Raw genomic sequence first — 18,667 nt, forward strand, 5'->3', positions numbered from 1 at the left:
AAAAAGTCAGCTACATACCCTTCTTTTGATAAAAGAAAGTATCAGCAGATGTCAGTCCAAACTTTTCTGGGTGAAAAATTTGCTCTGTTGAACCAACAAATAATACGCCATTTTGTTTTAAACTACTGCTCATTTTCAAGTAAATTTCTTCTTTCGCCTCTTCAGTAAAATAAATCAGTACATTTCGGCAAACGATAAGGTCAAGCTGTTTTTCATATGGATCAGCTAAAAGATTGTGCTTCTTAAATTGAATATGCTTTCGAACCTCATTTTTCACAGTGTAAAATGAGGAATCTTCTTTTGTGAAATACTTTTGCTTGATATGATCTGGTACCTCTTGCAAAGAGCGTTCATGATATCTGCCTTTTTGAGCTGACTGCAGAACTTTGTCATCAATGTCAGTTGCAATAATTTGAAAATCTTTCACAAGAGGATGGCTTGACAGCAGCATGGAGAGTGTATATGGCTCTTCTCCAGTCGAACATGCTGCGCTCCAAATCTTTAAAGTGCCGCCATTTTTCGAAAGCAGCGGCAGGATTTTTTGATCAAGTACTTCCCAGCGCTGATAGTTTCGGTAAAATTCTGACACATTAATTGTCATGCGGTCCATCGTCTCATCTAATAGTGCTCTGTCCTTTTCAAGCGCGGCGGCGAATGCTTCGAAATCTTTAAATCCTTTTTTATCATAAAGTGATGTTAATCTTCGTTTCATTTGTGCTTCTTTATATAAATTCAGATCAACCCCGGTTAGTTTTTTCCATTTTCCAACAAATACTTGATATGAATCCATCAATGTCCTCTCCTGTCTCATCTATCTTTGTCCTAGTATAGCTGTTTTTATTGAAAATTTGTATCTTCTCATACGAAATTTCGTGTAGAAAGTTCAATATAAAAAAAGCCAAAGTGCTCATTGAATGAACACCTTGGCTTGAACCTTAATAAATCCAGCTTGAGATGGTTTGATCCCAGCTTGTGAGTTCTTCTTGTTTGAAGAATAAGTTAATTTCTCTTTCAGCACTTTCTGGTGAGTCTGACCCATGAATAATGTTTTTCCCAACAGTCAATCCATAGTCTCCTCTTATTGTTCCTGGAAGCGCTTCCTTTGGATTTGTTTTGCCGATAATTTGTCTTGTTACGTCTACTACCTGTTCACCTTGCCATACCATTGCAAATACAGGTCCTGACGTAATAAAGTCAACCAATTCTCCGAAAAATGGTTTTTCTTTATGCTCTCCGTAATGTGTTTCTGCTACTTCCTTTGGTATACTCATTAGTTTTGCACCAACAAGCTGAAGCCCCTTTTTTTCGAATCTTGACACAATGTCACCGATTAATTGTCTTTCCACACCATCAGGTTTGACCATAAGAAATGTTTTGTCCATATACGTTTTCCACCCCGTCGTTATGTATGTATAGGCTTACATTGTTACAAAGTGATCGTATCATTTTTTTTTATAATAATCAATTTTTGACAAAAAATTTCACAAAAAAACCAATCAACGTAGCGTTGATTAGAATTTTCGTTTCCCAATATATTTTGCAATGGAGGCGAGTGACGTTCTCGCTCTTCCTCGAGGAAGCTTGTCGAGCTGTTCAAAAGCTTTTTTCAAATACATTTCACTCACTCGAATCGAGCGGTCGATCGCATCTGTTTGTTTGAGGCTTTCAATGACAGGCTTCAGCTGCTTCTCCGTCGTTTCACTATTGATCAGCTTCAATTGACCTTCTAGTGTCGGATTTTTCAGTGCATATAAAACTGGGAGTGTGACATTCCCTTGTAAAAGGTCTCCTCCAACAGGCTTGCCCAGCTCTTCTTCTGTTGATGTGAAATCAAGGACATCATCAATGATCTGATAAGACATGCCGACATAGTATCCAAACCAATAGAGGGCTTTATGTGTTTTTTCATCTGTACCTGCTGCAATAGCGCCTAATTGACAGCTGCCCGCAATAAGCAAGGCTGTTTTTCGTTTGATTCTTCTTAAATATGTACGCAGGTTCTGTTCCATATTATATTTATCTTTCACTTGCTCTATTTCACCAAGACAGAGCTCAACGACCATTTTTGACAAAATTTCATGTGCCATTGGGTGATTGATTTTTGTCATGTATTCAAGTGATCTCGCAAACATATAATCCCCTGTGTACATGGCAATTCTGTTATCCCATTTTGCCTTTATCGTTGGTTTACCTCTTCTCAGCTCTGCATCATCAATCACATCATCGTGAACGAGTGATGCCATATGAATCAGCTCGAGAGCAACGGCAACATATTTTATTTTATTAATGTCATAGTCACCAAACATGCCTGAAAGGAGAACAAAAACGGGGCGGATTCGTTTTCCGCCCGCTTGCAGCAAATGAAGACCTGCTTCACTTAATAATGCATAATCAGAGCGAACTGTTTGTTCAAGCTCTTTTTCAATTATATCGATATCATGATTTAAAAAAGAGATCATTGCTTTTAGTTTCATTATCTTCACCCAAATATCGTTTATTCAAAGCTTCTTTCCGATATGTGTTGCTGCTACACCGCCTGTAAATGGATGATACGAGACATCAGACAGCCCGGCCTCTTCAAACAGAGCCGCCAGCTCTTTCATGCCAGGGAATGTTTTGGCTGATTCTTGAAGCCATGAATACTCCTGGTAACTTTTGGCAAACAGTTTACCAAAGAGCGGCATAATGTATTTGAAGTAGATGTAGTAGCCCTGCTTAAAGCCGATCATCTCAGGCTGTGATGTCTCAAGACAAACAACCATTCCGCCGGGCTTCACTACTCGTGTCATTTCCTTTAGCACCGTTAAATAATCAGGGACGTTTCGAAGTCCAAAACCGATGGTGACATAATCAAATGAGTTGTCCTCAAAAGGAAGCTCCATCGCATTGCCGTGAAGCAATTCAATCTGTTTGTAGCCCCCAGTCTTCACCTTCGTTTCTCCAACACTCAGCATGTTTTTACTGAAATCAAGGCCTTTGACCTCGCCTTTTTCTCCAACAGCATCTGCAAGCGCAATTGTCCAATCGGCTGTCCCGCAGCATACATCTAATGCTTTAGAGCCTTTTTGCACATTCATGAGCTTCATTGTTTTATCACGCCATTTTTTATGCTGTTTAAAGCTGATGACAGAGTTCATTTGATCATAGTTTTTATAAATTTTTTCAAATACACCGTGTACTCGCTGTTCTTTTGATTGCTGCATGACTTACCCTTCTTCCACTTTCTGATGGTACGCAGGCTCATTTTTCATATGATCCAAGCGATTTAATAGCTCTTTTTGAACGACCGGAGATGAAACAAGATGCTCCTTGATCGGCCGTTTGGCCTTTTCATAGCCTTCATTCTCAAAGTTGTCAAAACATGAATAGGCGTCCGTATAACTATCGTTCAAAAAAAGTTTTAAATGTTTGTCATTTTCTGCTTGTTTCATGAAACGTTTATAAACAAGAAAACGACTTGCAATCTCATTCCAATGCGTTAATTGAAAATGCTCAGAAATCCTTTGGAAAAGCGCAGATTCAACTGTAGCTACACTTTTGTAAAAGTGCGCTGCATCTTGAATGGACCGGTCATACAGTCTAATTTTATGTTCATTGATCTCTTTGATCGCCGTAGCGAGCGTGCGGATCATATAAATGTCTTTCATGTCAGAGAGAAGAGAATAATAGAGACCGCTGAAATAGTCTCCTGCCAGGATGGTCAGCTGACGATTTTTGAATTCGTCTTGCTTGATGGCTGCAGCAGTTGTGACTTCGTCATGGGTATCAAGGGCAATTTGCACAAGCATCGCCGTTAAAATATAATTTTCTTTTTTCTCTGCATCAATTTGAGCTTCATCAAACATTGCATGAAAAAGAAGGAGCTTATCTTCATCGATGAGTGGTGCGCGTAAATGCTTCGCCAAATAAGGATGAGAAAGCTTTTTATTTAATTTTATATTTAGATTAGATAAAATTCCGTAGATGTCTTGCAAAGATATCACCCTTGTCCCAAAAATTACAGTTTCATATGTAGACCTGCACATTGTATAGAGATTTATTATACCATATCAGCTCTCACTTTTATGCTATCAAGTGCATACAAGTTCTTTATTTCTTTGCTTCGCTTTGAATTTCACCGAAGCTTGTTTGAATGACAGCATCGCCTCTTACTTTGATCGCTGACGTATGCTCAGTAAATTGTGCAATGATCACTTCACCTTTATCAAGCTTCTCGGAATGGTGAAATCTTGTATCAGAGCCTCTTGTTAGGCCGATGACGTTTACACCATTATCAATGGCTTTAATCACCACAAAATCAGATGCTTTATTTTCACTCATTTTGTTCACCGTCCATCTATTGAATTAGTCGTTTTTAATAAAGGAAAGCACTTCTGCTCTTGCGGCTGCATCATTTGCAAATGTGCCGCGTACTGCTGAGGTCACTGTTTTAGCGCCTGGCTTTTTCACTCCGCGCATCGTCATACACATATGCTCTGCTTCAACGACAATCATCACGCCATGCGGATTAAGTGTTTCCACCATACTATCTGCAATAGTTGATGTAATGCGTTCCTGAAGCTGCGGGCGTTTTGCCACGGCTTCGACTGCTCTTGCCAGCTTGCTAAGTCCCGTTACTTTTCCGCCGCGCGGAATATAAGCAACGTGGGCTTTCCCGTAGAAAGGCACGAGGTGGTGTTCACACATTGAATGGAAAGCAATATCTTTTACAAGGACGAGTTCTTCGTGGTCTTCGCCAAAAATGGTTTTAAAATGTTCTTTTGGATCTTCATTTAATCCTGAAAACACTTCTTCATACATTTTTGCGACTCGTTTTGGGGTATCGAGAAGTCCTTCACGATCTGGATCTTCTCCGATTGCTTTTAATATATCGCGTACTGCGTGTTCAATTAATTCTTTATTTATTTCACTCATGTATTATATCCTCCAAAGGCGATTACATTTCATTCAGATTCTAGCACACTTCAGATCCTAAAAGCAAAGGAGAGCGTTCTAAACGAACCTTTTGATTCAAAAGGAAAAGCCCCTTATGAAAGGGGCTTTTCTAGACCAGTGTGAAACTGTATATGTATAACTCCTTCAACAGGATCATTACACATAACGATTATTTACCTGCCACCGCGTCTTTAAGTGCTTTACCTGGTTTGAAAGCAGGTACTTTGCTTGCAGGGATTTCGATCTCTGCACCAGTTTGTGGGTTACGTCCTTTACGAGCTGAACGCTCACGTACTTCAAAGTTACCAAAACCAATAAGTTGGATTTTGTCACCATTTTTAAGTGCATCTAAAATTGTATCAAAAACAGAATCAACTGCTTTTGTCGCGTCTTTTTTAGATAGTTCGCTTGCTTCAGCAACCGCGTTAATAAGTTCTGTCTTGTTCATGCCTTTCACCTCCTCCCAAAAATATGCATTCAATAGATTGTTATCATTTCTTCACAATTCATCTTCTTTCTATACCCTTTTTCAGAAAAAAAGAGCGTCTAGAAAGCGTTATACATGGCTTTTCATTAGAAAACATCTCTTTGAAGGAATGTTTGTCCAACAAAGTGAAGATTTTCTGTAAGTAGATTAACACATATGAAATACCATATCAAGCATTTTAAAGGGTAGAATCCTTATTCGTCAAGGATTAAGGGCACTTTTGCGAACGAATATTCCTAATTTCAACCTGAATCTGACTAATCTTTATACAATTGTCTTTTTATGACTCATTCAATACGCAAAAAAAGACCCCTATCAATGAGAGGTCTCACTTGCTATAAAATAATCGCAATCAAACCGCCTGATCCTTCGTTGATGATTCTTTCAAGTGTTTCCTTCAGCTTATATCTTGCGTTTTCCGGCATGAGAGACAGCTTTGCTTGAATGCCTTCTCTGACAAGGGAGCTGAGGGAGCGGCCAAATATATCTGAATTCCAGATCGAAAGCGGATCATCTTCAAAGTCTTGCATTAAGTAGCGGACTAGCTCTTCACTTTGTTTTTCTGTTCCGATAATCGGTGCAAATTCGCTCTCTACATCTACTTTAATCATGTGAATAGATGGCGCTACCGCTTTTAACCTTACGCCGAATCTTGATCCCTGCCTAATGATTTCTGGCTCATCTAAACTCATATCTGACAACGCTGGCGCTGCAATCCCATAACCAGTCTGCTTCACCATTTTTAATGCGTCTGATACTTGATCATATTCTGTCTTAGCATGAGCAAAATCTTGCATGAGCTCTAGTAGATGGTCTTTCCCTCTAATCTCTACACCAACGACTTCTTTTAAAATATGATCATATAAATCATCTGGCGCATACAGGTCAATCTCCGCAATCCCCTGACCCATTTCAATTCCTGCTAACCCCGCTCTTTCAATAAAATCAAATTCACTGAATTGACCAACGACACGGTCGACATCTCTTAATCTTTTAATATCCTTTACGGTTTCCTTCACTGAATCCTGATAACTCTCTCTCAGCCAGTGATCTTCTTTCAGCACCATCACCCAGCTTGGCAGGTTCACATTCACCTCTAGAACTGGGAATTCATATAATGCTTCACGAAGTACACTGAGTACGTCTTGCTCTCTCATACTTTCTACGCTCATGGCGAGTACTGGAATATCATACTTTTGGCTAAGTTCCTGCCGGAGCGCTTCTGTTTCAGGATGATATGGCCTCACTGAGTTGATGACCATAATAAATGGCTTTCCAACCTCTTTGAGTTCATCAATCACTCGTTCTTCAGATTCAATATAATCATGTCTTGGGATTTCTCCAATGGACCCATCTGTTGTAATCACTACACCTATTGTTGAATGCTCTTGAATGACCTTGCGTGTACCAATTTCCGCTGCTTCATGAAACGGGATTGGCTCTTCATACCACGGCGTATTGATCATTCTTGGGCCATTTTCATCTTCATACCCGCGCGCACCAGGGACAGTGTATCCCACACAATCGACAAGCCTGATGTTGACATCAAGACCGTCACTCACGTGAATAGATGCTGCTTGATTCGGTACAAATTTTGGCTCTGTGGTCATAATGGTTTTTCCTGCTGCGCTTTGCGGCAATTCATCCTGTGCTCTTGCACGATCTGCCTCATTATTGATATTCGGGAGCACCACGAGCTCCATAAACTTTTTAATAAACGTAGATTTCCCTGTACGAACAGCGCCAACGACTCCTAAATATATATCGCCTCCTGTTCGTTCAGCGATATCCTTGAAAATATCGACTTTTTCCAAGTGATCCCCTCCCGGACTTGCTATCCTCGTTTTCAAATTAAATACTCTATTCTTCAATCAAACTGTGCTTGAAAGGTGTCTGGACAATATATGTGTATGACGTTGTCCTATTTGAATATGACACCTTTTTGTTTTGAGAGTATGTTTAGCCATAAAAAAACCTTTCTCCTCATTTATATGCAGAGGAAAAAGGTTCATTCTTGTTTATGACGTCTTTTTTTCTAAAAAGGCAGGCTCACCTTTTTTGTTGATGGTATATGGGACAGAAAACGCGGGTACAAACGGAGTTTCCTGCCAATATACATCTTGAATGTTTTCACCTGGTTTCAGCTTTTGCTTCGTATTCTTCAAAATATGAGCAAAATCACTGCGGTAGTCCACATAGATGTCACCGTTTGATGAAATCAGTAATGGAAGGGAATTCCCTGTCACAGGACTCATGACCGCAGGCGGCGATTTTAATCCTAATTTTTTTTCATTTAACGTATATAAATTGGCTGATACGACTTTGCCGTATGGCGGATATGTATGTTCATCTTGATACATCTTGATCCTAAGACGTAATTCATTGATGGTCTGCGTCATTTTGACATCAAGCAGTTTCACAGTTGGTTTCTTTTCGACGTCTGTGAGGACATAAATATATTCGCCCCCGCCTTCATAAGATGTAGACGGTACGTCGTGTAAATATCTTGGTGACAAGCGCTTAAAGTCGATGACATATTTCTGATAAACCGGCGTGTCTGCTTCTTTCGTTTCTATAGGCAGAAGACCATTTGTTGCTTTTTGAAATTCCTCAATGGCTGTCTGGACACTTTGCAGCTGCTCTTCGTATGGCACCCGGTTCTCAGCTTTGCGATTTTCTGGATACAGACATCCTGTTAATAACATAAGTGCTAACAGCGTGACACTGACTTTTGCTTTGATCATCACATTCTTCCTTTTCTTTATTCATTGACCGGCCCGCTAAAGACAACTAAAAACACAATGATACCTGATATCAGCATCAAGCTGTATGCGACGGTTGAGGCTGTTATTTTAAGAAATTTGCTTTTCAGCTTAAACCTGCTGAAATAAATGGTTACTACGGCTAAAAACATGAGCCCCATTGAACCAAGCGCAAACCACATCTTGATTAAAGCAAAACTCATCGTGCCTGTCCCCCTTTAAAACGAACGAATTGTAAGCGTTTATATTTCATTTTAAACCAAAAATAAGGTAAATACCAATCATTTTTCCAATCATTCAGAAAAAAGCGCATAAAAAAACTGAAGCAAAGAGGGGGACTCTGCTTCAGTCATTGGATCGACTATTTTCCTCATTCTGTAGAGGCAAAGCTCTATTCAAACTTCATTGCTATGTTATGCAAGTCTTCCCCTTCTTGCATCCTCTACATGCCTAAGTTCAGTCTTTCCATTTATTTTGTTTGGTTTTCAAACATGTTCACAAGGTCTTCCATCTCATGTGTTTTCACACGTGCCATTAAAGATTCTACAGCATCGTCAACCTTTTTCCCTTCAAACAGGACGCCGTAAAGAGCCTCTGTAATCGGCATGCTGACCTTGTATTCTTTAGAAAGCTGATAAGCGCCTTTTGTTGTGCGGACGCCTTCGACAACCATCCCCATTTTTTCAAGCACTTCTTCGAGTTTATATCCTTTACCGAGTAAATTCCCGCAACGCCAGTTACGCGAATGAACACTTGTACATGTCACGATCAAATCGCCAACACCTGTTAATCCGGCAAATGTAAGGGGATTCCCTCCCATTTTTGTGCCAAGACGTGCGATTTCAGCAAGGCCTCTAGTGATAAGCGCCGCTTTTGCATTGTCACCATATCCAAGTCCGTCTGTGATACCAGCCGCAAGAGCAATGATATTTTTCAATGCGCCGCCAATCTCTACCCCAATCACATCAGGGTTGGTGTACACTCTAAAATGATTGTTCATGAACAAATCTTGAACAAATTGAGCTGCTTCAATATTTTCTGACGAGACAGTGACAGTTGTCGGATGACGCAGACCTACTTCTTCTGCATGACTTGGCCCTGATAGGACAACGACAGCTTCTCTTTTCTCAGATGGGACTTCTTGTTCAATCATTTGAGAAATTCTAAGAAGTGTATCTGGTTCGATTCCCTTACTGACATGGACAAACGGCACCTTCGATGAAATCAGCTCATTTGCCTGCTTCAATACCTCACGAATGGCCTTTGTTGGCACAGCGACAATAATCGCCTCTGTCCCTTCTAAAGCCTGCTTCATATCAGTTGTCGCCTGAATAGACGCTGGCAGTTCTACATTTGGCAAGTAATCATGATTTTCATGTTTCTCATTGATTTGATCAATGAGCTCTTGTCTATGTCCCCACATGTGTACATCATGATGATTATCAGCTAATACAAGCGCAAGAGCTGTTCCCCAGCTGCCTGCTCCAAGTACGGAAATTTTCTTCATCCTGCTCACCCTTTTTATTTTCTCGCTCTCGCAAATATTTTAATTGGTGTTCCTTCAAAACCAAATGCATCTCGAATGCGGTTTTCTAGGAAACGCTCATAAGAAAAGTGCATAAGCTCTGGATCGTTTACAAACACAACGAAGGACGGAGGCTTAATGGCCACCTGTGTTGCATAGTAAATTTTGAGGCGCTGTCCGTTATGGGTCGGCGTTGGATTCATCGCCACCGCATCCATGATGATATCATTTAAAATATTGGTTTGAACGCGCATTGCATGGTTTTCGCTCGCTGTGATAATCGACGGCATTAATGTATGAATTCTCTTTTTCGTAAGAGCAGACATAAACAAGACAGGTGCATAATCAAGGAATTGAAAATGCTCACGGATGTTTTGCTCAAATTCCTTCATCGTTCGCTCATCTTTTTCAACAGCATCCCATTTGTTCACAATGATAACAACCGCTTTACCAGCTTCGTGTGCATAGCCCGCAATTCGTTTATCCTGCTCAATAATGCCTTCCTCGCCGTCAAGTACAACAGCGACAACATCAGAGCGATCAATGGCTTTTAATGCACGAAGCACACTGTATTTCTCTGTTGTTTCATATACTTTCCCTTTTTTCCTCATACCTGCTGTATCAACAATGACAAAGTCACGCTGATTGTACGTAAACATCGTATCGACAGCATCTCTTGTTGTACCAGCGATGTTGCTGACAATGACGCGGTCTTCTCCCAGCATAGCATTCACTAATGAAGATTTCCCTACATTCGGGCGGCCAATTAAGCAGAACTGAACAACTTCTTCATCATATTGCGTATCCGGTAAATTTTTAAAATGTTCTGCAACTGCATCAAGCAGATCACCAAGACCTAACCCGTGTGTTCCAGAAATCGGAAACGGCTCGCCAAATCCGAGCGCATAAAAGTCATACACGTCGCTTCTCATTTCAGGGTTGTCCAGTTTATTGACAGCAAGTACGACTGGCTTTTTCGTGCGATATAAAATTTTTGCGACTTCTTCATCCGCAGATGTCACGCCATCTCGGCCATTTACCATAAAGATAATGACATCCGCTTCGTCCATTGCGATTTCTGCCTGATGGCGAATTTGCGCCAAGAATGGCTCATCTCCAATATCAATTCCACCAGTATCTATTAAATTAAAGTCATAATTTAACCATTCAGCAGAGCTATAGATTCGATCTCTTGTTACACCAGGTGTGTCTTCTACAATCGATATTCTTTCGCCTGCGATTCGATTAAAAATTGTAGATTTTCCAACGTTGGGCCTTCCAACAATGGCTACGACAGGTTTACCCATAGTACCCTTCCTTTCAATCCAGCCGCGATTCAATATGTTCATCATCATGTTTCAACCGGGATTTAAAATTTTCATTCAGTTTTATGAAATAAACCCTTCAAACATGAAGGGTTCAACTTATATATTATATCAATTTTTAATCAGACCACAATGAATAACTTAAAAATGTTTGACAATCAAGTAAAGATCTTCTCCAATGCCGTGTGCAATTCCATCTAAAATGGCCTCTAAATTCATGGCATACATGTCGAGTTCTTCTTTATTTTCACAGAAAAAAACGGCTGTTCCGCCAATGACCCGCTCTTTATTTGTTGTCGCCACAGCCAATATAAATTGTTCAATGGTGTTCGCCATGCCCTATTACCTCACTTTCTTTTTTATGAAATCTGTCGGCATTCGAATGGCATTTTCTAAAATAGGCACCTCTTCTAATACACGGACAGCCAAATCTTCACGATACCATTGCGGTAAAATGAACACGCCAAGTGTGCCGTTATTCAGATCACGTTTTGCGAGCGGACAGAGCGATGGTTCCCCAGAATCGCGATACACGCCAAGCACGTTCGATAAATCAAATAAAATGGCTTGCCGCTGTCCAAGGTTGGCAATCGTTGTAGCAGAGTTGAAATTTTTCGGCGTCAAAATAAAGCCCATCCCATGCTCTAAAATGAGCTTTTGCTTTTCAGGCAGCCCGATATTCATAATGTATATATCATTCACATAAAGCCCTGCCCCATCAAAGCGAAGTTCCCCTTTTTGAATATTGACGATATCCTTTAATTGACTGCCTGACATTAATAGCTTTGCCATGAAAAAACAAAGAATACCGACCACTGTTCCAACAACAAGCGAGAAGAAAATACAGGCTGTCGTTGTAATAAGTGCAGTGAGAATCGCAATATAATTTCGACTTTCAAAGGCAATGGCAATGCCTTCTATATATGTACTGCCTCGTGAGACAAGCTCGTACGAATCCATTTGGGTTAACGTATTTCTTTCCATATTTCTGACATCGCGAAATTGCGTGGCTGCCAAAGTGAGAAAGGTAATCGCCGTAAATTCCTCCTGAATCAGTGCAGGCATAATGATCGCACCTAATCCTGACGCAATAAAACCAAGCGCAATGTGAATCACTTGTCCATGAATATACGTAGGGTATTGCCGGTAATCGGTTCTTAACATGTAAAGTCTGGCCGCCATCCCAAAGATGACACCAATAATCACAGGAAACGTATAGTCTGTCATGTTGATTTTGCAGCCCCTTTTACTGATTTTCTTGATGAACGGGCGTTGAAGAGCTTTTCAAGCTGATCGACACCTAATAGGAAGACCGCTCCTTGCACAACGAAGGAAAGAAAAGAGAGATCCCCTATGACAATTGATGATGTGAGGCGGTGAATCGTCAGCGCATAAAGGGCTTCGCCGAGACATACTGACATCATCCATAGGGTGATTCTTTCCGTTAACGGCTGTCCATATGTCATACACATTAAGATCAGCAAGGCAAATACGACCCAATCCACCTTTATTATCGTGAACCAAACAGGGTCATATAATGCAAACATCATAAAAAAGGCATACGCGCTCACCATTGAGCCCAATTGCATGATCCTCATGAATCGATAACCAGGCCTGAATATGACGAAAGCGGCACATGCATATAAAAGAGTCATCAAGAATCCCGCATTCATGCTCATATCTAAAACGGATATCATGAAATGACTGGATATAATATGGACAAGTACACAGATACCTAGCACGCTGCGCCACAAACTTTTTTCCATGATAAATGTCACCATAATCCAAACGAACCATATAGACCAATAATAGTACAAAGCCTCCAACGCCTCATCACCTCAATTACATTATGGGAAAATCTCCAATTTTTAAACATGCGGATCGTTACCGGCTCTGTATGAAATAAACAAGAGGTGACACCCTAATGATTGAGGAGGGATGAGTGATGGGAAAAGATAGACAGGAAAAGCGTTTAAAGGCGTCAAAAAGAGTGGAATCTGATCGTGATCAATCCATTCATCATAAAGGTGCAACAGCATTAGAAGGTCCAGAAAGCGCTCGAAAAAGAAATCAATAAAAAAAGGCATGTGATATCACATGCCCCTCTTACTATAGTACGTTGTGTCAACGCCTCTTTCTTTGAGCCAATGACTTGTTTCCCCTGAGATCACAACTGGAGCTTGTCTCAGTTCTTCAATCGTCTTCACACCAAGCACTGTCATCATCATCTTGATATCTTCTTGAAGATCCATGATATCTGCGATGAGGCCGCTTTCTCCTCCACTGGTCAATGATTTTAAGAAAAATCCAGCAAGACCAGCAGCAGATGCGCCAAGAGCTAATGATTTGGTTACATCAAGAGCATCTTTGATACCTCCGGAGGCTAAAATCGTTTGATTCTGAAAGGCTGTATGTACTTCAGCAAGACTCGCTGCAGTTGGAATCCCCCATTGATCAAAATAACGAAGGGCTTTTTGGCGGCGGAGATTTTCAATCTTAGAAAAGTTCGTCCCACCAAATCCGCCTACATCAATGGCTGCAACCCCAGCATGGAATAACTTTCTTGCCGTCTCCTTGCTCATGCCAAATCCGACTTCCTTCACGACAACAGGCACACCAACAGATTCAACGATAGCTGCAATCCGCTCAAGCGCCCCCCTGAAATCGCGATCCCCTTCAGGCATGACAATCTCTTGGATGACATTCAGGTGAATCTGGAGCATATTTGCCTCGAGCATGCTGACTGCTTCTTGAGCTTGCTTAATCGTCGCTTCACTGCCTAAATTCGCAAATACAATTCCATCCGGATTGACTTTACGAACGATTTCATATGTTCGTCTTTCTTCTTTATCTTTCAGTGCAGCCATTTGTGATCCAACTGCTACTGGGATATTGGTCTCCTTCGCTGCGATCGATAAAGAGCGGTTGATCTCATAGGTAGATTCTCCGCCCCCGCCAGTCATTGCATTGATAAAAATTGGCGAACCGAAAGTCAGTCCGCCAATTGTCGTATGTGTATCAATTTGTGATGTTGCAAGATCTGGTAAACTGGCGTGAACGAAGGAAACATCTTCTAAACCTGTTGCTGCATGCTGGCCAGTGGACAACGCATGCTCAATATGCTGTTTCTTTCTTTCTGCTCGCGTCAATTTTGATCACCAAATTATTTTAGTTTATTGAGTTTATCGCCGATCAGGTCACCAAGCTGGAATCCGCTTGTGTTTTCTTCTTTCGCCTGATATTGACGATAATCCTCTTCGATTTGTTTTTCAGGATTTTCTTCTAAATCACGAATGCTTAGTGAGATGCGCTCTTCGTCTTCATTCACATCAAGCACTTTCACTTTGACAGTCTGCCCTTCTTCAAGGACTTCTTGCGGCGTGCCGATATGTTTATGAGAGATTTGGGAAATATGCACAAGCCCTTCTACACCTGGCAGAATTTCAACAAATGCACCAAAGCTCACAAGACGTTGAACAGTTCCTTCAAGCACATCACCTTGTTTTACCTTTTCACCAATTTGGCTCCAAGGTCCTGGTAATGTTTCTTTAATAGATAGTGAGATACGTTCGTTATCACGATCAACAGCAAGTACTTTGACCTGGACTTCCTGTCCTTCTTCTACTACGTCAGATGGCTTTTCAACATGCGCATGGGATAGTTGAGAAATGTGAACTAATCCATCAATGCCGCCAATGTCAACAAATGCACCAAAATCAGTAAGCCTCTGCACTTTACCATCAATCACACTGCCTACTTCAAGCTTTTGCAGGAAGTCTTGCTTTTTGTCTAACTGCTCTTGCTCAACGACTGCACGGTGCGAAAGAATCACGCGATTTTTTTCGCGGTCAAGTTCTACCACGACAAGTGAGAGTGTTTTCCCTTTGTAATCTGTGAAGTCTTCTACATAGTGTGCTTCTACTAGAGATGCAGGAATAAATCCACGCACACCAATGTCAACGACAAGACCACCTTTTACAACGTCTTTTACTTCAGCTTCAAATACTTCTTTTGTTTCAAACTTTTTCTCTAGGTCTTCCCAAGCGCGGTCTGCATCAACAGCACGTTTAGATAAAATCAAAGCATCGTCTTCGACCTTTGTTACTTTAAGCTCTAACTCGTCGCCATCTTTCACGACATCTGATGCTTTTTCAACGTGAAGACTTGATAATTCACTGATTGGGATGATACCAGGTTGTTTCACATTGACGATATCTACATTGACATGCTTGTCCTCAACTTTAGAAACAATCCCTTTCACTACATCTCCAACCTCTGGTACCTGAACATCGATTTGATTCATTTCCTCTGTCATTTCGATAACCTCCTTGGTCCAAACCTACACAGCTTAGTTAAAACGACTGGGCGAATATGTGTCTTAAGCATGATGAATGCCAGCCGAATATGTATTATAGAAACATTCAAATCAATATAATTGCTTGAATGATCAATAAAAATAGTATTAGTATAAACTTCTAATAAAAGACCTTGTTTGTCAAGAGATAAACCTCTAACTTATTAAAGTTTTCTAAAATTTCTTACTGTTTCTCTACGCGGTCTGCCGCATCTAAAATTTTCCCTGCCACCTCTTGAATAGAAAGGGAGGTTGTGTCAATTTCAATGGCGTCGTCCGCTTTCTTTAAAGGTGAAACTTCGCGCTCAGAATCAAGCTTGTCACGTCTTGCAATCTCTTCAATCAGCTGATCGTAATTGACATCGTAGCCTTTTTTCTGATTCTCTTCAAAGCGGCGTTTTGCTCTTTCTTCTACTGATGCAAGCAAGAAAATTTTCACTTCGGCATCCGGAAGTACGTGAGTGCCTATGTCTCTTCCATCCATAACGACACCGCCTCGTTTGCCAAGCTCTTGCTGCCTGCGGACCATTTCTTCCCGAACAGCTCTGTGCTTTGCAACAACCGATACTTGGTTGCTTACGCGGTCTGTGCGAATATCCTCTGTGACATCCGTATTGTTTAGATGGACTTTTTGACCCTCTCCTGTTGTTACTAGTTCAATGACTGTTTTTTTCAGTAATGAATCAAGTGCCTGTTCGTCTTCAAGGTCTACACCTTGATTAAGTGCCGCAAGTGTAATCGCGCGGTACATGGCACCTGTATCAATATAAATATATGATTTTTTGGCTGCGACTATTTTTGCCACAGTGCTTTTGCCTGCTGCTGCAGGACCATCAATTGCAATAGATAATTTCTTTTTCATAATACCTCTCCTTGATTGAATCTCCCTTATGAATTGTAACACGATCACCGCTCAAACGGGGGAATTTTCTATCAATCCTTCTGCTTAAACGTCTCAATCCATTCTTCAATACTCATGTTATTCACACCCTCATACTGCACGACTTTTGACAAAAAAAGTTCTCCTTTCGTCAAATGAAGTGTGATCTGAACAGTTAGCAATAAAATAAGCTGAATGAACACCACTTTCAATAACCATCTTTCCATTGTCTTCATACAAAAAGCCTCCACGCTAGATTCTTTCCTCTCTAGTATGGAAGCTTTTTACACCCTTTATTCTTATGCTTTTTTCACACGTGTTAAAAGCTGCTGCTGGAAGCAGTATTTCATAATGTGCTGTTGGTGGTCATTTGTGATCTCTGAAAACTCCATGATCGCTCTTGTTTTGCCAGACTGTTCATCTTGATATACTCGATTCATCTCTGCAACCGCTTTAATTTTCACGGGCTCTTTTAAGGGAAGTTCAAACTCTGTGGCCACTTCTCCATAATCTTTCAATGACACGCCCTCAGGAACAGCAATCGCCACGCCGCCAGCACTTATATTCACAATAAACGTGTCAAAGGGCTCTTCGTCCGTTTGCATGATGGTGGCTTTGATCATCGTATCCACTCTCAAATATTCTCTTCGCTGAAGCCGGATCATTTTTTCTTTTGGCGGAATGGAAATAACAATCATCGGAATATCTTCTTTTCTTTTTCCAATGACTTCGCTTGTACATTTGTATGGAATTTGATTTTCGTCAAAAAAGAAGACGGTGATTTCTGTTTGCTGATTTAAGTAGATGGTGCGGCCCGTTTCTTTATCTGCTGGATAATTAATGCAAATATCATCGTTATTATTTTCCAAAACCTTCGATTTTGCTGTTTTCACTTCTTTGTTCTCATTGACATATTCAATTGTGATTGCATCCCCTATTTGTAACATTCCTCATCACTCTTTTCATCTGTGAAATCGTATCCTCTCCTATATTAAACCATGTCTAAAACAAAAGGAAAAGACTTATTAGCCTTTTCCTCGCTTCCTTTTCTATAGGTCTTTATATATAGGTTCTGCGTTTTTCAGTTTATCTACCCGTTCTTCTTTTCCAGTATCTGCATTAATGAACATGCGGTACGTATCGTTTTTTATCGTTCCGAGGAACTCATAGCACAGAACTTCCTCTGACATATCATTTTGCACAATCGCCAAATGAGTATCTTCGATCTTTACATGCTGATTCAATGTTTTCTGCGCTTCTTTTTGAGAGATTTTCGGTGCTTTGATGTCTCGAGTTTTATGATTCGTTAAGTAGTCCTTCGCTGAAAACCCAACAACCTCGCCATCATCCAATGCGACTTTCATGCGTATACTATCTGGATAAAGCAATACATTTTTTTGAAGAGGCACATAGGTAAATACACCGATATTATCAAATTGTGCACTTTCATCTAAATGGAACGATTCTGTGTCAAATCCGTGCTTCTTTAAAAAGCTGAGTGCTTTTTCTGATGCAGCATTCAAACTGATTTTTTGTTTTTTCACGTCACGATTCTGAAGAAGGTAGACTGGGTGCCCTCCTTTTTCAGTTAAGTCTAAGTAAAAGTTAGCATGGCTGTCTGGATCAGACATCGATAAGCTATACACGTCACGATTGGTTTTGCTGCCGCTTTTTCTCACTTTAAAATGTTGATTATGGTCAGGTGTGAATTGCTGTGCAATGCGGATCGCTTCTTTTTTTGAAATCTTGTCGCCTTTTAGATGATTGTAGCCTTGTGTTTCTTTTTCTGTCGACACATTTGTAGGCCCAAGATCGACATCTGCAAACGCATCTGCATTTCTCTCGACTGTTTTCAGCCCGTCAATGATGGTGTTGTCGTTCTTTCGATCGCCGTCAGCCAGCGCCATTTCAACATCCATCCATTTTAAGTTTTTATTAAGGACGAGGTGCTGCACTTGTCTAAGTTCGTTTTGGATATCTGATGCTTGATTATAAAGGGCTGTAATGGTTTTGTGTGTATCTTTATTTAATGGTTCGTCTGATAAAGTTTTGACTGATGATTTGTAGCTAAAGTCTCCGACATTCGCCAGGAATTCTTCCGTTTTATTAAAAGGCATCAATGTGAGCGGGAGCTGGCTGACATTGTTATGCGCTTCTGATGACATTCTCCATACATCTGCAAGTGCTGGTGAGATGGATGTTTGGCTGTTCATCGCAAGTGTTGCGCCCAGTTTGTCATGCAGCTGATCCACCTGATACGTTAAATCGTGGAAGGCTCTTTGGTAGTTGTTCTCAGCATGAAGCAGCACGGCGTCTTTTTCTTGATGTTCTTTATAGCCCCAGTAACCTGTTGAGATGACAGCAATTCCTAAAATAGCAATCAATATTCCTCTGATCAT

23 protein-coding genes are annotated in these 18,667 nt (G+C 40.7%); 1 reads left to right on the plus strand and 22 read right to left on the minus strand.

The window, feature by feature from the left end; all coding sequences use genetic code 11:
- Positions 1 to 10: 10 nt before the first annotated feature.
- The 16 genes from OIT90_RS06225 to OIT90_RS06300 form a co-directional block, all read right to left on the minus strand.
- Positions 11 to 790, minus strand: coding sequence for a CheR family methyltransferase (locus OIT90_RS06225; protein ID WP_064497536.1), 780 nt, complete (start codon positions 788 to 790; stop codon positions 11 to 13).
- A gap of 145 nt (positions 791 to 935) precedes the next feature.
- Positions 936 to 1,382, minus strand: coding sequence for a nucleoside-diphosphate kinase (gene ndk / locus OIT90_RS06230; protein WP_024422808.1), 447 nt, complete (start codon positions 1,380 to 1,382; stop codon positions 936 to 938).
- Between the two features lie 129 nt (positions 1,383 to 1,511).
- Complete coding sequence (gene hepT, locus OIT90_RS06235; protein ID WP_041085904.1) at positions 1,512 to 2,474, minus strand: heptaprenyl diphosphate synthase component II; 963 nt, start codon at positions 2,472 to 2,474, stop codon at positions 1,512 to 1,514.
- Between the two features lie 24 nt (positions 2,475 to 2,498).
- Positions 2,499 to 3,203 carry a demethylmenaquinone methyltransferase gene (locus tag OIT90_RS06240; protein ID WP_024422810.1) on the minus strand — a complete coding sequence of 235 codons (705 nt, stop codon included), beginning with the start codon at positions 3,201 to 3,203 and terminating at the stop codon, positions 2,499 to 2,501.
- Positions 3,204 to 3,206: 3 nt separating this feature from the next.
- The gene (locus OIT90_RS06245; RefSeq protein WP_041085908.1) at positions 3,207 to 3,974 is read right to left on the minus strand and encodes a heptaprenyl diphosphate synthase component 1; all 768 of its coding nucleotides are present in this window, start codon (positions 3,972 to 3,974) and stop codon (positions 3,207 to 3,209) included.
- Between the two features lie 115 nt (positions 3,975 to 4,089).
- Complete coding sequence (gene mtrB, locus OIT90_RS06250) at positions 4,090 to 4,320, minus strand: trp RNA-binding attenuation protein MtrB (protein ID WP_008344541.1); 231 nt, start codon at positions 4,318 to 4,320, stop codon at positions 4,090 to 4,092.
- 24 nt (positions 4,321 to 4,344) lie between these two features.
- Positions 4,345 to 4,914, minus strand: coding sequence for a GTP cyclohydrolase I FolE (folE, locus tag OIT90_RS06255; protein ID WP_003215789.1), 570 nt, complete (start codon positions 4,912 to 4,914; stop codon positions 4,345 to 4,347).
- 190 nt (positions 4,915 to 5,104) lie between these two features.
- Positions 5,105 to 5,383, minus strand: a complete 279-nt coding sequence (gene hbs / locus OIT90_RS06260; RefSeq protein ID WP_003215863.1) for a non-specific DNA-binding protein Hbs — start codon at positions 5,381 to 5,383, stop codon at positions 5,105 to 5,107.
- A 374-nt stretch (positions 5,384 to 5,757) separates the two neighbouring features.
- Positions 5,758 to 7,236 (minus strand): stage IV sporulation protein A, encoded by a 1,479-nt coding sequence (spoIVA, locus tag OIT90_RS06265; RefSeq protein ID WP_008344534.1) that lies wholly within the window; start codon positions 7,234 to 7,236, stop codon positions 5,758 to 5,760.
- A 204-nt stretch (positions 7,237 to 7,440) separates the two neighbouring features.
- Positions 7,441 to 8,166 (minus strand): hypothetical protein, encoded by a 726-nt coding sequence (locus OIT90_RS06270; RefSeq protein ID WP_106025039.1) that lies wholly within the window; start codon positions 8,164 to 8,166, stop codon positions 7,441 to 7,443.
- Between the two features lie 17 nt (positions 8,167 to 8,183).
- Positions 8,184 to 8,387 carry a DUF2768 domain-containing protein gene (locus OIT90_RS06275; RefSeq protein ID WP_034280421.1) on the minus strand — a complete coding sequence of 68 codons (204 nt, stop codon included), beginning with the start codon at positions 8,385 to 8,387 and terminating at the stop codon, positions 8,184 to 8,186.
- A 266-nt stretch (positions 8,388 to 8,653) separates the two neighbouring features.
- Positions 8,654 to 9,691, minus strand: a complete 1,038-nt coding sequence (locus OIT90_RS06280; RefSeq protein ID WP_041085916.1) for an NAD(P)H-dependent glycerol-3-phosphate dehydrogenase — start codon at positions 9,689 to 9,691, stop codon at positions 8,654 to 8,656.
- A 14-nt stretch (positions 9,692 to 9,705) separates the two neighbouring features.
- Entirely contained in the window at positions 9,706 to 11,016 is a 1,311-nt protein-coding gene (gene der, locus OIT90_RS06285) for a ribosome biogenesis GTPase Der (RefSeq protein ID WP_041085918.1), read from the minus strand.
- Positions 11,017 to 11,175: 159 nt separating this feature from the next.
- Positions 11,176 to 11,370, minus strand: a complete 195-nt coding sequence (locus tag OIT90_RS06290) for a capping complex subunit for YIEGIA (protein WP_008344527.1) — start codon at positions 11,368 to 11,370, stop codon at positions 11,176 to 11,178.
- A gap of 6 nt (positions 11,371 to 11,376) precedes the next feature.
- Positions 11,377 to 12,261: a YIEGIA family protein gene (locus OIT90_RS06295; RefSeq protein WP_039179575.1), complete on the minus strand. Its 885-nt coding sequence runs from the start codon at positions 12,259 to 12,261 to the stop codon at positions 11,377 to 11,379.
- Positions 12,258 to 12,860, minus strand: a complete 603-nt coding sequence (locus OIT90_RS06300; RefSeq protein ID WP_421727355.1) for a YphA family membrane protein — start codon at positions 12,858 to 12,860, stop codon at positions 12,258 to 12,260. Before OIT90_RS06300 ends, OIT90_RS06295 begins: the two co-directional genes overlap by 4 nt.
- A 119-nt stretch (positions 12,861 to 12,979) precedes the next feature.
- Here OIT90_RS06300 and OIT90_RS06305 point away from each other — a divergent pair, with 119 nt between their 5' ends.
- Positions 12,980 to 13,111 (plus strand): YpzI family protein, encoded by a 132-nt coding sequence (locus OIT90_RS06305; RefSeq protein WP_064497540.1) that lies wholly within the window; start codon positions 12,980 to 12,982, stop codon positions 13,109 to 13,111.
- Between the two features lie 16 nt (positions 13,112 to 13,127).
- On the opposite strand, the gene fni is transcribed toward OIT90_RS06305, so the two are convergent.
- From fni to ypeB, 6 genes are all read right to left on the minus strand, one after another.
- Positions 13,128 to 14,183 (minus strand): type 2 isopentenyl-diphosphate Delta-isomerase, encoded by a 1,056-nt coding sequence (gene fni, locus OIT90_RS06310; RefSeq protein ID WP_474892371.1) that lies wholly within the window; start codon positions 14,181 to 14,183, stop codon positions 13,128 to 13,130.
- A 14-nt stretch (positions 14,184 to 14,197) separates the two neighbouring features.
- Positions 14,198 to 15,349: a 30S ribosomal protein S1 gene (gene rpsA / locus OIT90_RS06315; RefSeq protein ID WP_041085926.1), complete on the minus strand. Its 1,152-nt coding sequence runs from the start codon at positions 15,347 to 15,349 to the stop codon at positions 14,198 to 14,200.
- 223 nt (positions 15,350 to 15,572) lie between these two features.
- The gene (gene cmk / locus OIT90_RS06320) at positions 15,573 to 16,250 is read right to left on the minus strand and encodes a (d)CMP kinase (protein ID WP_039179588.1); all 678 of its coding nucleotides are present in this window, start codon (positions 16,248 to 16,250) and stop codon (positions 15,573 to 15,575) included.
- A 71-nt stretch (positions 16,251 to 16,321) separates the two neighbouring features.
- On the minus strand, positions 16,322 to 16,504 hold the full coding sequence (locus tag OIT90_RS06325) for a YpfB family protein (RefSeq protein ID WP_099663365.1): 183 nt from the start codon (positions 16,502 to 16,504) through the stop codon (positions 16,322 to 16,324).
- A 63-nt stretch (positions 16,505 to 16,567) separates the two neighbouring features.
- Positions 16,568 to 17,215, minus strand: a complete 648-nt coding sequence (locus OIT90_RS06330; RefSeq protein WP_058837963.1) for a flagellar brake protein — start codon at positions 17,213 to 17,215, stop codon at positions 16,568 to 16,570.
- A gap of 102 nt (positions 17,216 to 17,317) precedes the next feature.
- Positions 17,318 to 18,667: a germination protein YpeB gene (ypeB, locus tag OIT90_RS06335; RefSeq protein ID WP_039179595.1), complete on the minus strand. Its 1,350-nt coding sequence runs from the start codon at positions 18,665 to 18,667 to the stop codon at positions 17,318 to 17,320.

The sequence above is a fragment of the Bacillus sp. ABR genome (assembly GCF_056172715.1).